Origin of the sequence: Rossellomorea sp. KS-H15a (assembly GCF_024195245.1) — a bacterium.
Taxonomy (GTDB): domain Bacteria; phylum Bacillota; class Bacilli; order Bacillales; family Bacillaceae_B; genus Rossellomorea; species Rossellomorea vietnamensis.
The window spans coordinates 4,315,245-4,336,418 of record NZ_CP096886.1 but is presented as its reverse complement, the minus strand read 5'-3'; the positions used below and the strand labels follow the sequence as shown (position 1 = coordinate 4,336,418).

Sequence of the window (21,174 nt, the reverse complement as noted above, 5' to 3'; positions counted from 1 at the left end):
ATAATAATGAGTAAACCAGCGATGACTAGGGGGATTCCAATGCCAAAGGGAGAAGGCAAGCTTATTGCCCAAAATAAAAAAGCAAGGCATGACTATGCCGTAGAAGAGACATACGAAGCGGGTCTTGTGCTGCAAGGTACTGAAATCAAAGCGATCCGGGGTGGCCGGGTGAACTTGAAAGATTCCTTTGCCCGTGTGCAAAATGGGGAAATCTTTATTCACAATATGCATATCAGTCCATATGAGCAGGGTAATCGATTCAATCACGAACCGCTCAGAACACGTAAACTACTTCTTCACAAAAAGCAAATCAATAAACTGATCGGTGATTCCAAAGAAGCAGGGTACTCAATCGTTCCTTTAAAGCTATACATCAAAAATGGTGTAGCAAAGCTTCTGATCGGACTGGCACGTGGTAAGAAGAAGTATGATAAACGTGAAGACTTGAAGCGTAAAGAAGCGAATCGTTCCATCCAAAGGGAACTGGCTCAGCGTCAAAAAGGAATGTAATACTACAGATTTCCGGAATCTGGCATTTGCAATTATCTCAGGATTTGTTATACTAGTATATGTCGCAAGGTAATCAGGCGGCAGTAAGAACAATTGAATAAGTGACTTACACGCTGAACTTATTCTTTCCCGTTCTTCCCTTTCTATCATGGGGACGTTACGGATTCGACAGGGATAGTTCGAGCTTAGGTCGCGAGCCGTAGGGGTCGTCTACGTTAAAACGCCAAAGCCAATAATAACTGGCAAAACTAACAATAACCTAGCTTTAGCTGCGTAATAGCACTTTAGCTGTTCCTCCCTCCATCGCCTATGTGGTAGGGTAAGGGACTCACTCTTAGTAGGCTACGCCGGAGTCCACCGTCTGAGGACAAAGGAAGAGATTAATCAGACTAGCTGCACGGACGCCCGTCGATAGGCAGAAGCTGTAGCGAACTTGCGAATATATCGACTACGCTCGTAGACGCTTAAGTGGCGATGTTTCTGGACGTGGGTTCGATTAGTTCATAGTCGCCTTATGTGGTAACATATAAGTGAAAATTTGGCTTTATCGGTGAAACCTAAGTCACACCCAGTGTGATATGGCAATGCCGAGCGGTATGTGGAGCAATCCAACAGCCGTGTATCGACTTATAGGCTGCCGAAACCCGGTAGTACTAGGATGCGGAATTCTATCTCTCAGCAGATAAATTTATATTTCGCATAATACGCCAAAGGGCCTGAAACTACACAAGGTTCAAGATATAGTCAGTGCCATGTCGAAAGCATGGAAGTGCACGTCCCACCGTCTCCACCAAATACATATTTGGTGGTTTTTTATTTGTGGTTTTATTGATATTCCTTAGTTTCATATACTTTAGTTAAGTTAGCCATGTTCCTGTTTTAAAAGGAACATGGCTTTTTTGGACGTTTCAGATTGATTTGGATATAAAAATAACCTAAATCCGTTTAAACGTATTCTAACAGGATATAGTAAATGTGTATCCATTAACCAAACGAAACGGGAGGAATGAAAAAATGTCACACGAAAAGTATCAATCAGCCATCAAAGCACTACACGATTGTATGGAAGCCTGTAACCACTGTTTCGATTCCTGCTTAAAAGAAGAAGATATTAACATGATGAAAGGATGCATCCGGTTAGATCGTGAATGCGCGGATATTTGTTCATACTTAGAGCAGTCCTTAGTGAGAGGGACACCATTTGCAGCGGAACTCGCCCAGGTGTGTGCGAAGATTTGTGAAGCATGTGGCGAAGAGTGTAAGAAACATGATCATGATCATTGTCAAAAATGTGCGGATGCCTGCTTTAACTGTGCAGAAGAGTGTAAAAAAATCGCCTAACACCAATAATGGTCGCCGAGAGAGTGTGGTCATCAGCTAAATAAACATAAAGGGATGATCCTATATCGGGATCATTTTTTTTTTGACTCATTTACGAAAGGGTCTTTTACTAAGAGAAATGAGTTTGTAGAATACCGCCAGTGGTACAGTATAAAAACACAGATAAAGAGCAACAGCCCATTTTTACAAGTAGACAAATCAATTCTGTTGACTAAATTCGATTACAGTTGTAAACTAAAAATATAAATCGATTACAAATGTAAACATAAAAGGGGGGATCATCTTGCCCAAAGAAGAAAAACCGGAAATCACGGATTCTGAGTGGGAAGTGATGAGAGTTGTCTGGACGCTCAAAGAAGTGACCAGTAAGGAAATAAGTTCCGTCCTGCAGGAAAAGAAAGAGTGGAAACCGGCAACGACCAAAACCTTTATTGGGCGCCTGGTCAAAAAAGGGATGCTGACGACTGAGAAAATTGGCAACCGGTTCATTTACAGGCCGGGAGTCAGTGAGGAAGAAAGCCTCAAAACACTGAAGGCAGGGTTATTTACTCACATATGCAGCCGGGCGGTGGGGAAGACGATTGCCGACTTGATTGGAGAGGCAAAGCTGAGCCATGATGATATCGCCCTTCTTGAACAAGTTTTACAAACCAAGAAAAGGGATGCTGTCGATGAGATCGCATGTAATTGCGTACCAGGACAGTGTACCTGTAAAAAGGATCACGGCATGAACTGCCATCATTAAAAATTAAAGGAGTGTTTTATTCAATGGAAAAGACATTATTAAACGTATCTGGAATGACATGTGGGAATTGTGTGAAAAAAGTAGAGACGGTTCTGAATGAACTGGACGGAGTAGAAAAAGCCAAAGTTGATCTCGAGAATGGTGCGGCTAAGGTGAAGTTTGACGAATCGAAGCAATCACCAGACAGTTTAAGTAAAGCGGTGTCTGATGCGGGATATCAAACAGAACCTGCAAAATAAAAGGTGGTTAGCACAATGGCGGAAAAAACATTGAACATCGAAGGAATGACATGTGCCTCTTGTTCACAGGCTGTTGAGAAAGCAACGAAGAAACTGGCTGGTGTTCAACAAGCAAGCGTAAATCTTGCAACGGAGAAATTGAATATTACCTATGATGAAAATGAGCTCTCACTTGAAGAAATCAAGCAAGCCGTGGATGATGCAGGTTATAGAGCAGTTACAGAAATGGAGAAAAAGACATTCAGCGTGACAGGCATGACGTGCGCTTCCTGTGTGCAATCGGTCGAAAAGGCAACAAGGAGGCTCGATGGCGTCAAGGATTCGACGGTCAATATGGCTACAGAGAAAATGGTCATTGAGTACGATCCCGCCGTCGTTACCGTGTCTGATATCAAGGGAGCGGTTTCCGACGCCGGATATGAAGCAGATGAGGACACTGATGTGGAACAATCAGTGGACGAAGACAGGGATAAGAAAGAGGAGCACATCAAGACCATGTGGAAACGCTTCTGGGTTTCAGCCGTCTTCACCGTTCCCTTGCTCCTGGTTTCCATGGGGCATATGTTCGGCATGCCGCTGTCCGATGCAATCGATCCGATGGTGAACCCATCTGGATTTGCGTTGATACAACTTGTGCTTACCATTCCTGTCGTAGCGATGGGGAAACCATTTTTCACCGTAGGATTTAAGACGCTTTCCAAACGCCATCCGAATATGGATTCATTGGTGGCGCTCGGAACGGGAGCAGCGTTTTTCTATAGTTTGTTTGCAAGCATCATGATCATAGCAGGCAGTGAACGGTATGCGCAGAACCTTTATTTTGAATCGGCAGCCGTCATCCTCACCCTCATTACATTAGGGAAATATTTCGAGGCCCTTTCGAAAGGGAAAACGTCTGAAGCCATCAAGAAGCTGATGGGTCTTGCCCCTAAAACGGCTACTGTCGTAAGAGATGGAGAAGAAGTAGAGATCTCAGTGGACGAAGTGGCAGTGGGAGAGATCATCATCGTGAAACCCGGTGAGAAGATACCGGTGGATGGAGTGGTGCTGGAAGGAAAAACATCCGTCGATGAAGCGATGCTGACAGGGGAAAGCATCCCTGTAGAGAAGACCAGTGGCTCAAACGTCATCGGTGCGAGCATCAATAAAAATGGAACCATCCGATACGAGGCTACGAAAGTCGGAAAAGATACGGCACTATCCCAGATCATCAAGCTGGTCGAAGATGCCCAGGGGTCAAAAGCACCAATCGCCAAAATGGCCGATATCATTTCAGGTTATTTTGTTCCGATCGTCATCGTCCTTTCCATCCTATCCGGTCTCGCCTGGTATATAGCAGGTGAGTCAGGTCTCTTCGCCTTTACGATCACGATTTCGATTCTTGTCATCGCCTGTCCTTGTGCGCTGGGGCTCGCAACACCTACGGCCATTATGGTCGGTACGGGGAAAGGCGCGGAAAATGGCGTATTGATTAAAAGCGGTGGTGCCCTTGAAACAACTCATAAGATCGAAACCATCGTATTTGATAAAACCGGTACCATCACGGAAGGAAAGCCTGTGGTGACGGATATCGTGACCTCGGAATCCATTTCAGAAGAAGAACTCCTGGTACTTGCCGCTTCAGCTGAAAAGGGATCTGAACATCCTCTTGGCGAAGCGATTGTCAGAGAGGCGGAAGAAAGAGGGCTCACCCTGCGTAAGACCGACTTCTTTGACGCCATTACGGGACAGGGAATTGAAGTGACGGTCGAAGGAGACGATCTCCTCCTCGGAAACCGCAAGCTGATGGACGAAAATGATGTCGATGTCGGTGAACTGGCGGAAGTTTCGGACCGCTTGGCAGCCGAGGGGAAAACGCCCATGTATATCGCCGTCGAAGAAGAGATTGCGGGCATCATCGCCGTTGCTGATACGGTGAAGGAAACGAGTTTCAAAGCCATTGAAAAGCTTCACAGGATGGGGCTCCAAGTGGCCATGATCACGGGAGACAATAAGCGGACAGCGGAAGCGATCGCAAGAGAAGTAGGGATCGACCGCGTACTGAGTGAAGTATTGCCTGAAGACAAAGCAAATGAAGTCAAGAAGCTTCAGGAAGAGGGCAGGAAAGTGGCGATGGTGGGGGATGGAATCAACGATGCCCCGGCACTTGCACAAGCGGATATAGGAATCGCCATCGGTTCTGGTACGGATGTAGCCATGGAGTCGGCAGACATCGTCCTCATGAGAAGTGACCTCATGGACGTACCGACAGCCGTCGAATTGAGTAAAGCAACCATACGGAACATTAAACAGAACCTTTTCTGGGCCTTTGGCTATAACATCCTCGGCATACCCATTGCCATGGGAATCCTGTATCTGCTCGGCGGACCGTTACTGAATCCAATGATCGCTGGTGCAGCCATGAGCTTCAGTTCTGTATCCGTGTTGCTGAACGCCCTGCGCCTGAAAGGATTCAAACCATCAGAAACGTAGTTCTTGACGAAAGGAGCTCTAGAATGCCATGAGTCATGATCTTGAATTAGAACTTTACACCAGACCCACCTGTTCCGATTGTCAAGCTGCTAAAGAATACCTGAGTGGGCAAAACATCAAGTATGTCCATAAGGATGTAGGAGAAGATGAAAGGTTCGAAAAGGAACTCAAGGAAATATCCGGCTCCAGAATCGTTCCTTCCTTTGCTTTTTACAAAAAAGGTATATTCGGTAAAAAAAGAATCGTAAAGAATTTGATTGGTTTTGAGAACAATAAAGAAGAAATCAAGCAATTAGTAGGATTGAAATAACTTCACTAAAACAGCTCATCATGACGCAGAGGGCTGCTATAAACAAATCAGAAATGTCCAGTAGATGATCAACGACATTTCTGATTTTTTTATTGTTTTCTTCATTAAATCTGCACATTTAAGGGGAAAAGTGAAGGTGTCCCCAAGATGCTGCAAGAGAAATGAATTTTTGTTTTGTATAATACCATAGTGGGTATAAGAAGAAAAAACATAAAGGAGATGATTTTATGATGAATGGTGGAGGAATGGGCGGCGGATTTTTTGGAACCGGCTTTCTTTTTATCCTACTGATCGTAGCGATTGTGGGGGTATTCATCTGGATGATGAGAGCGAAGACGCCGAAAGAGAACAACCCGACGGACAATGCAAATCGTCATTCTTTGAGTTTATTAAAGGACCGACTGGCAAAAGGGGAAATAACGGAAGAAGAATACGAACGACTTAAACGGAAAATCCAGGAGTAATAACCTACTTGCAAGACTGGTTGGTACAACAAACGGTTAGGAGAGGCAGCGATGAAAAGAAAAGTTATTGGAAGCATACTCATTACGTTATTAGTGGCAATCGGAGTGATCGTGTTTCTTCAATCACCCTGGTATAAAAATGGGGAAATGGCATTGCCCAAGGGAGTGACGGACGGAGAGACGAGTATATTAGACGTAAGCGCACAAGAAAAAGGTGACCGCCATGTCAAAAAATTTGAATTAACGGCTCAGGATACGGAGTGGCAGATCAGTGAAGGTAAAAAAGTGAATGCTTGGACTTATAATGGGACGGTTCCTGGTAAATCCATTCGTGTGACGGAAGGAGATTTTGTACAAGTAAAGCTTAAGAACGAGCTTGATGTACCGGTTACCATTCACTGGCACGGCGTCCTGCTGCCAAATAAAATGGACGGGATCCCAGGTTTGACTCAAGATGCTGTTCAGCCGGGAGAAAGCTTTACCTACGAATTTATTGCACATGATGCGGGTACATATTGGTATCATTCCCATCAACAAAGCTCTGTACAGGTCGACAAAGGCTTATATGGATCGTTCATCGTGGAAGAAAAGGAAAAAGAGTATAAGAAGGATGAAGTCTTCATCCTCGATGAGTGGGCAGTAAATCAAGAAAAAGAGGACATCACCAATATGGGAGGAATGATGAAGGGAGCCATGTCCGGGGACGGTGAAGCAGATACGAAACAAATGTACGATACCTTTACCGTGAACGGAAAATCAGGAAAGGCCATTGAACCCCTTGTAATGGAAACGGGTGAAAAAGCAAGATTGAGATTCGTGAATGCCGGATACCAGGTTCATCGGTTGGTCTTTCCGGAGGGATCGATGAAGGTTATTGAGAATGATGCAGAAAGAGTGATCTCTGAAGATAGAAACACCAATGTTCTTGAAATTGCCCCTGGGGAAAGAGTGGATGTGGAATTCACGAAGCCCGATCAAGATACGGTATTCATTGGTCAGGAACAGAATATAGACCACGCAGAAGACATGATCCTGCCAGTTGTGTCGAATGAGACTCATTCCGATCAAGAAGCGTCGCTTGCAAGGGAAGCAGGTACTGCGAAAGGAATTTCATATGGGAGTGAAGAACTGATTTTCGACAAAGCCCCTGACCCCGATGTTACCTATGACATGGATCTAAGCATGGGCATGTCAATGGGAGAAGGCATGTCCTTTCAAATTAACGATGAGACCTTTCCCGATACACCGCCTATCAAGGTGGAAGAAGGTGACATCGTGAAAGTCACATTAAGAAATAAAGGCAGGATGAATCATCCCATGCACCTTCATGGTCATCGTTTCCAGGTGGAATCCAAGAACGGAACAGAATTTGAAAAACCGATTGTCAAAGACTTGATTCATGTGAAACCAGGCGAGGAATACGTGATTTATTTTAAAGCCGATAATGTGGGGGAATGGTTATTCCATTGCCATGATAACAATCATGCTGCCAGGGGAATGGTGACGATCGTCGATTATGAAGGAGTATATTCCCCGTTTGAGTTAGGCGGACAAGAGGAGAATCAGCCTAACTGAATCAATCATTAGTTACTACCACAAGAGAGGAATAAAACGTTCATGAGGATACAGATATATATAATGAATGTTTTATTAGCATAATGGTAATCAGAGAAAAATTTTAGGTCTGTTCACATTTTATGAGTGATGATTATTAATATTCTAAATAATGAACCTATAAACCGCTCTCAACGTTATTCTCAGATAACTTTGAGAGTTATTTTTTTGTCCATTGAGCAATTCTTTCCAACATTGTTACCGTTCTGTGAATAAAATGCGTCGAAATTTCGAAAATCTGTTTAAAAATGAAGTTATGAAGGGTACCTGATTAGAGAATTTGATAGTATAGGTCTACGAGAGTAAATTCTACATAAAGGAAGGTGATTTCTTTTGTTTAATAAATTTAAACCGTATTTAATTGTTTTAATAAGTCTTATTTCGTTATTTTTCATCATTATTTTCAGTACGGATAGCGAATTAATCATCCTGGATCCCAAAGGACCGGTGGGAGCCGTTCAAAAAGATCTGATTATGTTGTCCATCTACTATATGATTGCCATTATGGTTGTTGTACTTGGATTCTTTACCATCATCTTATTCAAGTATCGAAGCAGTAAAAAGAATAGTGACTATAAACCGGATATGCACGGAAGTACATTCCTTGAGATCATTTGGACATTGATTCCTGTTCTGATCGTCATCGCATTATCCATACCGAATACAAAGGCCCTTTATGAATTGAGGAACGCGCCGGAAGCGACCTCTCATAAAGACCCGATCGTGATCCATGCGACAGCTGTCGATTGGAAATGGATCTTCAGTTATCCTGAAGAAGGAATCGAAACCGTAAACTATGTGAATGTTCCCGAGGATCATCCGATTCTTTTCAAAGTAACCGCAGCTGATTCCATGGCTTCCTTCTGGGTACCGCAAATCGGCGGTCAGATCTATGGTATGCCTGGAATGGTCAATGACTTGTATCTGCAGGCTGATGAACCGGGTACCTATGATGGAAGAAACTCCAACTTCACTGGTGAGGGAATGACGCACCAAACGTTTGATTTTGTCGCAATGAAACAAGACAAATATGAAGATTGGGTAGAAGATGCTCAAGACGAACCGAAATTGACGGAAGATACGTATGAAAAACTGATGCTTCCTGAAACGGTTGATAAGATGACCTTTTCATCTACTCACTTAGCATTCGTCGATCATGGTAAGAATTCAGAGTATGCCATGGCGATCCGCCAGAAATACGGACTTGATACCACGGTTGGTGGTGCAGATAAAGATGCTAAGTCCGTTCATGGCAATATGCATATGGAAGGTCATGGGGATATGGAAGGTATGAACCATGATGATATGAAGAAAGAAGATAAAGATGACGACCATAAAGACGAAGGTAGTCACGAGCACTAAGAGAGGAGGACTTTAAATGTTTGATTTTATTAAGGATAATCTGATCCTCAACGATCCGTTGATCATAGGAGCCAACATTTCGATCGTGTTCACCGTAATCGGAATCGTTGCAGTCCTCACTTACTTCAAAAAGTGGAAATGGTTGTGGAACGACTGGATCACAAGCGTTGATCATAAAAAAATCGGAATTATGTATATCCTGGCTGCACTTGTCATGCTCTTCCGCGGAGGAGTCGATGCACTCTTGATGAGGGCACAATTGACAGTGCCGAATAACTCATTTTTAACATCCGAGCACTACAATGAAATCTTTACCACTCACGGTACGATCATGATCCTTTTCATGGCGATGCCGTTCTTACTTGGATTGATGAACGTGGTCGTTCCTTTGCAGATCGGTGCAAGGGACGTAGCCTTCCCTTATTTGAATAACCTGAGTTTCTGGTCGTTCATGTTCGGGGCAATCCTTTTCAATATTTCATTCGTATTCGGTGGTTCACCGAATGCAGGTTGGACGAACTACGCACCGCTTGCGATTGAAGGTAGTCCTGGACCGGGTATTAACTATTACCTGCTGGGCTTACAGATTTCGGGTATCGGTACGTTGCTGACCGGAATCAACTTTGTCGTCACGATCATCAAAATGCGTGCGCCAGGTATGACGCTATTACGCATGCCGATGTTCACATGGACGACGTTGATTACGGCTTTCATCATCGTGTTTGCATTCCCGATTTTGACTGTCACATTAGCACTGATGACATTTGACCGCTTATTCGGTTCCCACTTCTTCACGCTTACGGATGGTGGTAACCCGATGCTATGGTCAAACCTATTCTGGCTGTGGGGACATCCGGAAGTATATATCGTTATATTACCGGCATTCGGGATTTTCTCAGAGATCATTGCTACATTTGCAAGAAAAACACTATTTGGTTATAAATCTATGATTATCTCACTTGTTGCGATTTCTGGATTGAGTTTCGTTGTCTGGGTCCATCACTTCTTTACAATGGGTGGAAGCGCAGCAGTAAATAGTGTATTCTCAATTTCAACGATGGCGATTGCCATACCTACGGGAATTAAGATATTCAACTGGTTAGGTACATTATTTAAAGGTAAGATCGAATTTACAGTACCGATGCTATGGTCTGTTGCATTCATACCGACATTCCTCATCGGTGGGGTGACAGGGGTTATGCTTGGAATGGCTGCGGCCGACTTCCAATATCACAATAACTACTTCCTGGTTGCTCACTTCCATTACACATTAATTGCCGGTGTAGTATTCGCCTGCTTCGCAGGACTTGCATACTGGTATCCTAAGATGTTTGGTCATAAGATGAATGAACGCATCGGACGATGGGCTTTCTGGTTATTCTCCATCGGATTCAATCTTTGTTTCTTACCTCAGTTCGTATTAGGATTCGCGGGTATGCCAAGACGAGTATACACGTACGGTCCTGAAGATGGCTGGACAGCATTGAATGTGATCTCTTCAGTCGGAGCTTTCGGAATGGGAGTAGGATTCATGGTACTCGTTTATGGTATCTATTACAGCTACCGTTTTGCTGAGAGAGAAACAACAGGGGACGCGTGGGATGGACGTACCCTTGAATGGGCAACAAGTTCAGCCATTCCGCCTCACTACAACTTTGCACATGTTCCTGAAGTGAAGAGTCATGATGCATTTTATGATATGAAGCAAGAAGGAAGAAAGATGGTACCTGACAACTTTGAATACCAACCGATTCACATGCCAAGCAATGCAGGGACACCGTTCATCATGTCTGCACTGTTCTTCGTCGCAGGATTTGGTCTAGTATTTGAACTGTTCTGGATGGCAATCATGGCGCTTGTCGGTATATTCGGATGCATGGCATTCCGTTCATTGATGTCCCATAAGCAGGATGAAGGGTATTATGTAAGTGTGGAAGAAATCGAAAAGACTGAAAATCCGTATAAGAGGGAGGCGTGAGCATGGCACATAGTACGAATATAGATCCAAACACGCCGCTTGAATATCAATCCGATATCGGTAAACTGAACATCTTCGGATTCTGGGTTTTCCTTGGCGCGGAAATTGCATTGTTTGCCACTATTTTCGCAACGTTCTTCGCTCTGAAGGCCGGAACGATGGGTGGCCCGCTTCCAAGTGAAGTGTTTGATATGAAGAATACCATCATCATGACGCTGTTACTATTAATCAGTAGTTTCACGTCTGGTCTATCAATAAATGAATTACGAAAGAGAAATGTCAAATCCATGATGGTCTGGCTGATCATCACATTATTATTCGGATTAGGATTCCTTTATATGGAAATCACCGAGTTCATCCATTTGGTACATGAAGGAGCAGCCATGGGCACGAACGCATTCTGGTCATCCTTCTATTTACTGACCGGGACGCATGGTCTCCACGTATCAGTGGGTATCTTGTGGATCCTTCTCGTCATGTTCCAAGTGAAGAAACGGGGATTGAATCCTGATACCGCTAAAAAACTATTTGTATCCAGCTTGTATTGGCACTTTCTGGACTTTGTCTGGATCTTCGTGTTCACAAGCGTGTACTTATTAGGGATGGTGGGATAATGTCACAACATACGAATCATAGTGGATTACCTTGGACTCAGATCATTGGATTTATCTTATCGATTGCGTTGACGTTCTTAGCCGTCTGGTTTGGACTGTATACGAATATGGCATATGAACTGATCGTAGCGATCGTGTTCGTCCTGGCATTCATACAGGCTGCCATCCAGCTCTTCATGTTCATGCACGTAACGGAAGGTGAAGGCAAATGGCAGGTAGGTAAGATGATGTCGGCGGCATTTATAGCGATTGTCATCGTGGCCGGATCTGTCTGGGTATTGAGCAATATGCATTAAAATAGAAAAGAAGCTGTTGGGTTTCCAGCAGCTTCTTTTTTATGTTTCCTGTTTGTTACCTTTCCTGGCCTTCGTAATTAAATTGCCACTGGATGCCGAATTTATCGGTGACCTGACCGTACAGCTTGCTCCAGAATGTTTCCTGAAGCTCCATGTCCACTTTGCCGCCTTCTTTCAACTTGTGGAAACGGGCCATCAGTTTTTCAGGATCATCGCTTACGAGGGCAAGGGTGATGTTGTTTCCTTCCACAAAAGGCATATTTGGAAAAACATCGGAAAACATGACATGACTGCCGTCGATGGTGAGTCGTGTATGTAGGACCAGATCTTTTGCTTCTTCGGGCAGGGGATAGTCAGGATGCGGGGGTGCCTCAGCGAACGTCATGATCTGTGGTGGTTCGGTTTCAAATACTTCTGCATAATACTCTGCGGCTGCCCGGCAATTGCCGTTGAAATTCAGGTAAACATTGACCGACATATACATCACTCCTAAAATTGAGATAGGTATTCTACTGTATTTTACCATCTTTGTAGGCATATGAAATAATAAAAATTTGAAAAGTCAAAAAATAAAAACACTAAAAACCCCGTTCTGCCAACTTGCGAAAGGGGTTTTCCGATTTGGTTCAAGCTTTTAATTCTCTCAGGAGATTGATGCCAAACAATAGTATACCAACTGTCGTCAAGACCCCGCCTGTTGCAATGACCGGGACGACTGCTTCATTCCCAAGTACAAACAGGAATAATCCGATCATCATAAGCGGAAGTCCGACATTATGGAGCCAGAAATGAGCTTTGGCCAGTTTTGTGGTTGAAACAGCCGGGAATAAGTGATAAATGAGACCTGCAAGCGTCAGTGCCGTCCAGCCCAATAAGTTAATATGAACGTGGACCGGGGTCAGGCTGTAGTCATGGACCATGGACATATATAACCCGATACATACACCGACCATAAAATAGACGACTGAAATTTTAATCAGTTTGATCCCCATACGAATCCTCCTCCTTCACTGGTTAATATATGAGTATTTAGACCCGTGTAGAACGTATTGTCATTGTGTAATGACAATCTATTAAATCCATCTTTTTTCTGAAAAAAGGGAGAATCAGATCAAAAGAATGAAAGCGTTTTTTTGGAATTTTTGAAATTAATGGTTTTACCTCTAAATCGTTGCCTACTCCCTCTCTAATTGATAGAATCATCAATTAGAGAGACAATCCAAATATGGGGAGTAGAGAAATGATAAACGTCACTAGTGGATTTAGAATAGAAAAAGATTTCCTCGGGGAAAAAGAAGTACCCCAAGATGTGTATTATGGAATACAAACGTTGCGGGCAGTGGAAAACTTTCCGATTACGGGATATAAAATCCATAAAGAGATGATTGATGCCCTGGCAGTCGTAAAGAAAGCGGCCGCACTTGCAAACATGGAAACGACGCGTCTGTATGACGGGATCGGTCAAGCCATCGTGCAGGCTGCTGATGAAATCCTGGAAGGCAAGCTTCATGAATTCTTCATCGTTGATCCGATCCAGGGAGGGGCAGGTACGTCAATCAACATGAACGCTAATGAGGTCATTGCGAATCGTGCCCTGGAACTCATGTCCCACCGTAAAGGGGAATATGGGAAGGTCAGCCCGAACAGTCATGTGAATATGTCACAGTCAACCAATGACGTGTTCCCGACAGTCATCCATATTTCCACTCTGAAATTACTGGAGAAGCTATTGGACACGATGGAGCATATGCTGAAAGCCTTCAGACAGAAAGCCCAGGAGTTCGATCCCATCATTAAAATGGGACGTACCCATCTGCAGGATGCTGTACCCATTCGCCTTGGGCAGGAGTTTGAAGCTTACAGCAGAGTAGTAGAACGCGACATTAAACGTATCGGACGAACTCGCGATCATCTGTATGAAGTCAATATGGGGGCCACTGCAGTAGGAACCGGCTTGAACGCGGATCCTGTTTATATCAAGAGTGTCGTCAAGCACCTGGCGGATATCAGCGGGTTGCCACTGACAGGGGCTGAACACCTGGTCGATGCGACACAGAACACGGACGCCTATACAGAGGTTTCTGCAGCATTGAAGGTATGTATGACCAATATGTCCAAGATCGCCAATGACCTGCGTATGATGGCTTCTGGACCCCGTGCCGGACTTGGTGAAATTTCACTGCCGGCAAGACAGCCCGGCTCTTCCATCATGCCGGGTAAAGTGAATCCGGTCATGCCGGAACTGATCAATCAAGTAGCCTTCCAGGTGATGGGGAATGATCAAACCATTTCCTTGGCTTCCGAAGCCGGTCAGCTCGAATTGAACGTGATGGAGCCTGTGCTCGTATTTAACCTTTTGCAATCCATCAGTATCATGAACAATGCGTTTAGAAGCTTTACGGACAACTGTCTAGTCGGTATCGAAGCAAATGAGACACGTATGAAAGAATATGTAGAAAACAGCGTGGGTATCATAACGGCTGTCAATCCACATCTGGGATATGAAGTCGTATCCCGCATCGCAAGGGAAGCTATTCTAAAAGGCAAATCGGTACGAGAGCTTTGCCTTGAATATGATGTTTTGACAGAGGAAGAGCTTGATTTAATCCTGAATCCTTATGAAATGACGAATCCGGGGATTGCAGGTCGTGTGTTATTTGACCGGGAGTAAACGGCAATAACGATGAAAGTAAGAGAAATCTCTTTTCTATTTGAGAGGGATTTCTCTTTTCATATTTACAAACCCTTTGGCTGGTGCAGAAGTTCTTTGATCCCAAAAAGGAAACATGAACAATCATAGATTTAAATTGAAAATAATTTCCTTAAATATGAAAAAATGTATTTTTATTGATTTTATATATTTTTTATCCAGCACCACCAGGCTAAAATACTTGCGTTAATAGCTTATAAGTTACCTATTCCCTATGTATAATGAGAGATATATACAGGGGGGAAGTGAAACAATGTCTATCGGCAGGATTATCTATTATCATCGAAAAAAACAAAATAAAACACAAGAACAGCTTTGCAAGGGAATATGTTCAACCACTCATTTAAGTAAGATTGAGAACAGTTCTAAAGAAGGAAATCTGGAAACATTAGAATTACTTTGTAAGCGACTTGGTGTATCAATTGAAGAGGAAACGGCAAAGACACTTCACCTGAAACGCCAGCTAGCTCAATTCTATGAAGCGATTGAGAGGCTTCATCGAGATCATGCCGAAAGACTGTATCAGGAGTTACAAAGGCATAAAGACTATATCCAATGTACGGAAATGGTTTACTTATTTGAGCTTTACATGCTTCGATATCAATTATTCACGAATAATCCAACCGAATATGAACAGGCTTCTCTTGCGCTCAAAAAGAATATGAGTAAATTTTCATCGTTTGAAAAGTATTTGTGGGAGTTCTTTCAGGGAATTTACTACGGACAAAAACAACAATACTCTAAGGCGCTTTCCATTTTTGATCAAATAGAGGATAGAGCCGATATCTATAGTGAGAAAGTAACAGATTATTATTATTATAAAGCGGCTAATCATGGGTTGTTGAAGCACTTCACATTGTCTCTGCATTACTCATACAAGGCTTTGAGGATTTTTCAGAATACTGGGAACATATTGAGGATCCTGCATGTGAAAATCGGATTATCGGCTAACTTGATTTATATTAACGATCTTGAACGTGCAGAAGTCATGCTGCATACGGCTTTAAACGATGCCGAGATGTTAAAGGATAACGAATCGAAAATTACCGCCCTTCATAATTTCGGATTGCTAAATAGAAAAAAAGGAAGGCTACAAGAGTCGTTAGACTATTTCTCCCAGTCCCTCAAATTGAAAAAGAAGCATACAATGGGGTATTACGGCACATTGATTGAAATGGTACAAGTGTTGCTGGATTTGAATGAGAGGGAAACAGCAATCAATCTTTTGCAGGAGAACTTAAAAGATTTTAAAAATCAAGAGTCCGTTAAATATACGGAATTGATGGTGTTGTATTTAGATGCGACAGAGGATGATAAACGGCTTAGCGACTATTTAATCGATCGTGGTCTGCCCATGATGAAGCAATATGATCGATATAAGGCCGCAGCATTCTCAGAGCGACTAGCGGTTTATTTTAAAGAGAAGGGGGACCTGAATTCTTCCAATCACTATCTTCAATTATCGAATGAGCTATTGAAAAAGTTGATATTTAATCATAATGAACCCATTTGAATGAAGCGTTTTACAAGCAACTATTAACAGTTGCTTGTTTTTTTATGAAATTTTATAGGAGTTATCACCCTATGGGAGATGGTTCTTTATACCTGTTTAGTGAGAGGGGATTATGATTATATAGGTATAATTCCTACTTCAGAAAAAAATTTCCCAACGTTTATCCTATCTTTATATCTTGCGTTAAAAGAAAATACCGTGAAGAGAGTAGAAACTCTAAGAAAATTGGCGGAATGTGTATATAATTTTCCCAATTAACAGAATCATTAATCAGAAATACAATGAACCTTGTAAACAATTCTGCTCCAACGGATGAATATTAGAGGGGGAAAAGTATGAATAAGAAACGTTCAGCTAAGCTCTTGACGGTTGCACTGACTACAAGTCTATTAGGAACATCAGGAATTCCATTTAACGCTATGGCAGAAAGTGCGCCTAGTACGTCTAAGTTCACACAGGTAAAAGATGTAAAGAAGACATTAATGAATCTATCAGATGAGCAAAGGAATGCTCTTAAACAGATCGAAGCGAAACCGGATTTTGAAATCGCTCCGAATATCAATACAGAAAGTGAAGGGCTCGTAGATGTCATCGTTGAATTCAAACAGGCCCCTGCAAAAGTGGAAGTGATGAAGCAGGCGGCTAAGGGACTCCGAATGACTACTAAAGCAGCTTCTGAAAAGGTAGAGAAATCTCACAGTGAATTTAAACAAAAGTTCAATTCTATGAAAAATAAAAAGAGTGTAAGTCCTGGATTACAAGATGCGAAAATCACGAAAGAATATCGTTCAGCCATCAATGGTGTCGCGATGTCCATTCCGGGAAATGAGATTGAGAGTTTACTGGATTCCGGGGTCGTGAAACGGGTTTGGAAAGATGAAGTCGTTCAACTAGATCTTCCGGACATGGAAGGGGAAGCTTCCACATCCAAAATGATGGATAGTATCCCTCAGATCAATGTGGACAAGCTTCATGCTGAAAACGTAACAGGAAAAGGCATTAAAGTTGGGGTTTTGGATACAGGAATTGATTATAACCACCCTGATTTAAAAGATGTATATAAAGGTGGATATGATTTCGTTGATAACGATAATGACCCGATGGAAACCACATATGAAGATTGGAAAGAATCCGGTTTACCGGAAATTAATCCGAATTCAGGGTCTGCTTATTATACAGAACACGGAACACATGTGTCAGGAACAATCGCTGGGCACCAACAGAATTCAGTGGATTACGCCGTAAAAGGGGTAGCACCGAATGTAGATCTTTATGGCTATCGTGTACTTGGACCCTATGGATCCGGAGCGACGGCAGGAATCCTTGCAGGAATCGACAAAGCTATAGATGACGAAATGGATGTCATCAACCTTTCATTGGGAGCGTCTACGAATAATCCATTATATCCAACCTCTGTAGCCGTTAACAACGCCATGCTATCGGGAGTGGTGACAGTGGTGGCTGCAGGAAACAGCGGTCCGAATGAAGGAACACTGGGGTCCCCAGGTGCAGCGGCACTCGGAATTACGGTTGGGGCAAGCGATTTTGACATGGATATCCCTACCTTCCAATCCATGAGTGTAAACGGAGAGAGATTTGAGAATGTTTTATTATTAGGGAAGAATTTCTCTGATGATTTAACATCACTCCAAAATCAATCCAAACCAGTTGTTTTTGCCGGACTTGGTTATGAGGCAGATTTTGAAGGAAAAGATTTAACAGGAAAAATCGCCTTGATTCAACGTGGTGAAATTGCCTTTGTGGACAAAATGAAACATGCGAAAGAAGCTGGGGCAGAGGCTGTCATCATTTACAATAATAGTGACGGTGAAATCCAGGCTTACTTGGGAGAAGGTTCAGAATATATCCCGACTTTCCGTATGACGAAAGCGGACGGAGAGCGTTTGAAAGGGCTGGGAGATAACGCATCCATCACGTTTGGAGATGTAGCGTCGGTCCAAACAGAAGGAGATAACCTGGCCAGCTTCAGCTCAAGGGGACCTGTGGCTGGAAGCATAGATATAAAACCGGATGTCGTGGCACCCGGGGTAGCGATTTTCTCAACCATTCCAGAATACATCAATAGCCCGGAAGAAGGGGTAGACTATTCTGCAGCCTATGCCCGCCTTCAGGGAACATCCATGGCAACGCCTCATGTAGCTGGTGTAGCAGCCTTGATCCTTTCAGAACACCCGGAGTATACCACATTTGATGTAAAGGAAGCGCTAATGAATACAGCAGAAGACTTGAATGGTGACGTATCCGTATTCGAACAGGGAGCGGGACGTGTGGATGCCTATGATGCGGTACATGCCGATGTATCCATCAAAGTGATGGATACAACAAAAAATTTAAATGAAAATGGTGAAGAGGAAGAGATTGTTGATGAGACGGCTTCCATCTCTTTCGGAAGTCACTACAAGGATGACAATGGAATTAGTGAAGAAAGCAAGATGATCATCGAGAACAATGGTGGAGAAGACAAGTCATTCAAGGTTGAAGTCGAATACCATGGTGAACGTACAGGCATCAGGGATTCAGCTGCAAACGGCATTCATTTAGACGTTCCGACGAGTGTAGCGGTTGCCGCAAGCAGTTCGAAAGAAATTTCACCTGAGATAACGGTTCCGGAAAATGCAGAAGAAGGGCGATATGAAGGATATATTCACCTGACAAATGCAAGTGATGCGAGTGAAACGTATCAGGTTCCGTTTGCGATTCGAGTCACAGGAAAAGGGTTCGACTATCTTGAAACAGACCGACCTGCTCTTGCAAATAATACACCTAAGTGGCAGTACTACAATCCATACATCTCAGCAGCTTTTCAAATGAAGAATCCGCTGACGAGGATAGACGTAGTGATAAAGGATGGACAATCAGATGAGGCAATTGGATTCATAGCCTCCCTCACACAAGCAAATGCAAAGGCTGACTACAGATATTATATTCCTGCTGTTTTTGCTGGAGTCGTTTATCCATTTACAAATGATGAACAACATCCGATTTCCGATCAATACGTGGATCTGCCTGAAGGGGACTATAAAATGGAGTTCATAGGGTATGATGAAGAAGGGAAAACGTATTCGATCGACACTCCTGTTATCGTTGATAATACAAAACCAGAAGTGGAATTTGATAAAGCTCCTGGTGTGTATGAAATCAATGAAGATATGTACACAGAAGAGTTTGGAAAGAAAGCATTCTGGCTCCACGGAAATGTGCAGGATGAAACAGTGGGTGTTTTACAATCAAAAGGATTGAATTATGATCAATCTTCGAACAAATTTTTAATAGCAACTGGCTTCCGTGAGTACTTTAATTGTTGTTTCCCTCCAGCGGATTCTGAAGGAGACACAGAGTTTGGTATAGAGCCTTCTGATATTGCAGACGAACCATTAAAGTTGAGCCTGGCAGCAACTGATATCGCAGCAAACGTCAATTACCAAAGATATATTTTCCTTCAGGAAGGTACTGAGTATCTGACTTCTGATTACAATAAGGAAGAAGTCGGGTTAGATGAAACTGTCACCATGACTCTGAGCCTGAATAACGTGAAAGACTTCATTTCCGGAGAGTATTCAATTCAGTATAAAGGGGAAATGTATTCATTCGAATCTGCAAAGCTGAATGATGAATTTAAAGCCTACGCAGAAGAAAACGGACTTCAGGCATCCCTTCTTGATCCTGTAGAGAGCGATTCTGGATATTACGCTAACGTAACGGTAGGAGCTGCATTGAACGGAGAAGGGTACTCCGGTTTGAATGGTGACATGCCTGTTGTGGACGTGACGTTCAAGGTCACTCAAGATGATTGGTTTTATGGAGCTGACAAACTGGATGTCACAAAGTCAACTTACACAAAAGCAGGTGAAGATGGTGCCGTAACTCTTCCATATTACAGCACTTCATCTTATAACTTCGTGTCCAAACATGCAAGGGTCGAAGGGAATATTAAACCAGAAGCATTTTTGAAGAAAAGTGGCAGCGGAAATCTTTTTTTACCAAATGGTGTAGCTCAAAATATTGGAGCGAAGGTATATGCCTTGTCACCGGATGGTGAGAAATATGAGGGCATCATCGCTTCAAATGGGAAATACACAATCTATGGTGTCCCTGCTACACGTGAGACATACAATGTCGTAGTGGAAATTCCAGGACATTTAAAGACTTACACGCCATTCATACCTGGATTTGAATTGAAAGGCGAAGACTATGGAAGGTTCGTTTCAGCAGGAACCAAGATCAGTCTTGCTGGAGATGTGAACAGCGACAGCTTGATCGACATCAAAGATGTCCGTGACATCGTTGAGTATTACGGTCAAGAGCAACCGGAAGTCCAAACATTCGATGTCAATCAGGACGGTATCGTGAACGAGACGGACGTACGTTTCATTGAGAAGAACTTCCTGACGAAAGGACCGGATGCTCCTAAAGGGAAATCACCTAAGGAAACAAACGGGAAAAAAGATCTGGCCTATTATTTGAATATGATGGGATTAGAGCTAACTGAATAAAAGCTTCTCATGAGCAACTAAATCAAAAGAGGGAGAACGCTGTCCATGGACAGCGTTCTCCCTCTTTTCTGCTATCTATCATTTTCGGGGATGACCCATTACTCTTGTTTAAAAGTATGAGGCATCAGTAGATTGAGCCTATTTTCATAAAACAAATTCTTTTAAAGTGTTCCTGCAGGTTTTTCCTCCAAGTGTAGATAATTACCCCAATAAATTAATTGAATATTACTTCTATTTTCCTACTATTTGATGCTGTAAAAAGGAAATGTAAATAAACCTTGACTATTTAAGGGTGAAACGACCCATTATCCGCCTCTCTATAGACAGGGACTCCCCCAACAGGATACATGATCATTTAATAGAAATGGTTACGTGGTACTCCAAATTCGAAAAATTGAGGAGGGGAACGTTTAGGGGTGAGTATCCATGACAGGCACTGTCATTAGGATATCTACAAAGGAGGAAGCGAGAGTACTAGATAGAGCTTTGATC

17 protein-coding genes and 1 other RNA gene are annotated in these 21,174 nt (G+C 42.9%); 16 read left to right on the top strand and 2 right to left on the bottom strand.

All coding sequences use genetic code 11. The features are described 5' to 3' along the window. Window positions 1-39 precede the first annotated feature (39 nt). The 13 genes from smpB to qoxD all read left to right on the top strand — a co-directional run bounded on the left by smpB (window position 40) and on the right by qoxD (window position 11,945). A complete protein-coding gene (gene smpB / locus M1J35_RS22295; RefSeq protein WP_201714110.1) occupies window positions 40-510 on the top strand; it encodes an SsrA-binding protein SmpB in 471 nt (156 codons plus the stop codon). Between the two features lie 158 nt (window positions 511-668). Next, window positions 669-1,009, top strand: a transfer-messenger RNA (tmRNA) gene (gene ssrA, locus M1J35_RS22290). 515 nt (window positions 1,010-1,524) lie between these two features. Next, on the top strand, window positions 1,525-1,851 hold the full coding sequence (locus M1J35_RS22285; RefSeq protein WP_224521955.1) for a four-helix bundle copper-binding protein: 327 nt from the start codon (window positions 1,525-1,527) through the stop codon (window positions 1,849-1,851). 283 nt (window positions 1,852-2,134) lie between these two features. Beyond that, window positions 2,135-2,596 carry a CopY/TcrY family copper transport repressor gene (locus M1J35_RS22280; protein WP_224521956.1) on the top strand — a complete coding sequence of 154 codons (462 nt, stop codon included), beginning with the start codon at window positions 2,135-2,137 and terminating at the stop codon, window positions 2,594-2,596. Between the two features lie 23 nt (window positions 2,597-2,619). Continuing rightward, a complete protein-coding gene (locus M1J35_RS22275; protein ID WP_034764185.1) occupies window positions 2,620-2,835 on the top strand; it encodes a heavy-metal-associated domain-containing protein in 216 nt (71 codons plus the stop codon). A 15-nt stretch (window positions 2,836-2,850) separates the two neighbouring features. Next, the gene (locus tag M1J35_RS22270) at window positions 2,851-5,307 is read left to right on the top strand and encodes a heavy metal translocating P-type ATPase (RefSeq protein ID WP_254652314.1); all 2,457 of its coding nucleotides are present in this window, start codon (window positions 2,851-2,853) and stop codon (window positions 5,305-5,307) included. A 28-nt stretch (window positions 5,308-5,335) separates the two neighbouring features. Beyond that, window positions 5,336-5,617: a glutaredoxin family protein gene (locus M1J35_RS22265; RefSeq protein ID WP_224521958.1), complete on the top strand. Its 282-nt coding sequence runs from the start codon at window positions 5,336-5,338 to the stop codon at window positions 5,615-5,617. A 227-nt stretch (window positions 5,618-5,844) separates the two neighbouring features. Then, a complete protein-coding gene (locus tag M1J35_RS22780; RefSeq protein WP_279724921.1) occupies window positions 5,845-6,081 on the top strand; it encodes an SHOCT domain-containing protein in 237 nt (78 codons plus the stop codon). Between the two features lie 51 nt (window positions 6,082-6,132). Continuing rightward, entirely contained in the window at window positions 6,133-7,656 is a 1,524-nt protein-coding gene (locus tag M1J35_RS22255) for a multicopper oxidase family protein (RefSeq protein ID WP_254652313.1), read from the top strand. Window positions 7,657-8,028: 372 nt separating this feature from the next. Continuing rightward, window positions 8,029-9,057, top strand: coding sequence for a cytochrome aa3 quinol oxidase subunit II (qoxA, locus tag M1J35_RS22250; protein ID WP_254652312.1), 1,029 nt, complete (start codon window positions 8,029-8,031; stop codon window positions 9,055-9,057). A gap of 16 nt (window positions 9,058-9,073) precedes the next feature. Further along, the gene (qoxB, locus tag M1J35_RS22245) at window positions 9,074-11,035 is read left to right on the top strand and encodes a cytochrome aa3 quinol oxidase subunit I (RefSeq protein ID WP_254652311.1); all 1,962 of its coding nucleotides are present in this window, start codon (window positions 9,074-9,076) and stop codon (window positions 11,033-11,035) included. 2 nt (window positions 11,036-11,037) lie between these two features. Continuing rightward, complete coding sequence (gene qoxC / locus M1J35_RS22240; RefSeq protein ID WP_034764176.1) at window positions 11,038-11,649, top strand: cytochrome aa3 quinol oxidase subunit III; 612 nt, start codon at window positions 11,038-11,040, stop codon at window positions 11,647-11,649. Continuing rightward, window positions 11,649-11,945: a cytochrome aa3 quinol oxidase subunit IV gene (gene qoxD / locus M1J35_RS22235; RefSeq protein ID WP_060672612.1), complete on the top strand. Its 297-nt coding sequence runs from the start codon at window positions 11,649-11,651 to the stop codon at window positions 11,943-11,945. The genes qoxC and qoxD overlap by 1 nt, the downstream gene beginning before the upstream one ends. Window positions 11,946-12,000: 55 nt before the next feature. On the opposite strand, the gene M1J35_RS22230 is transcribed toward qoxD, so the two are convergent. Both M1J35_RS22230 and M1J35_RS22225 read right to left on the bottom strand, forming a co-directional pair. Beyond that, window positions 12,001-12,423 carry a VOC family protein gene (locus tag M1J35_RS22230; RefSeq protein ID WP_254652310.1) on the bottom strand — a complete coding sequence of 141 codons (423 nt, stop codon included), beginning with the start codon at window positions 12,421-12,423 and terminating at the stop codon, window positions 12,001-12,003. 148 nt (window positions 12,424-12,571) lie between these two features. Further along, window positions 12,572-12,937, bottom strand: a complete 366-nt coding sequence (locus M1J35_RS22225; RefSeq protein WP_254652309.1) for a cytochrome-c oxidase — start codon at window positions 12,935-12,937, stop codon at window positions 12,572-12,574. 248 nt (window positions 12,938-13,185) lie between these two features. Between M1J35_RS22225 and aspA the strand changes: the two genes are divergently transcribed. The 3 genes from aspA to M1J35_RS22210 all read left to right on the top strand — a co-directional run bounded on the left by aspA (window position 13,186) and on the right by M1J35_RS22210 (window position 20,682). Beyond that, complete coding sequence (aspA, locus tag M1J35_RS22220) at window positions 13,186-14,616, top strand: aspartate ammonia-lyase (protein ID WP_254652308.1); 1,431 nt, start codon at window positions 13,186-13,188, stop codon at window positions 14,614-14,616. 292 nt (window positions 14,617-14,908) lie between these two features. Beyond that, window positions 14,909-16,168, top strand: coding sequence for a helix-turn-helix transcriptional regulator (locus tag M1J35_RS22215; RefSeq protein ID WP_254652307.1), 1,260 nt, complete (start codon window positions 14,909-14,911; stop codon window positions 16,166-16,168). Between the two features lie 335 nt (window positions 16,169-16,503). After that, the gene (locus M1J35_RS22210; RefSeq protein ID WP_254652306.1) at window positions 16,504-20,682 is read left to right on the top strand and encodes a S8 family serine peptidase; all 4,179 of its coding nucleotides are present in this window, start codon (window positions 16,504-16,506) and stop codon (window positions 20,680-20,682) included. Window positions 20,683-21,174: the final 492 nt, after the last annotated feature.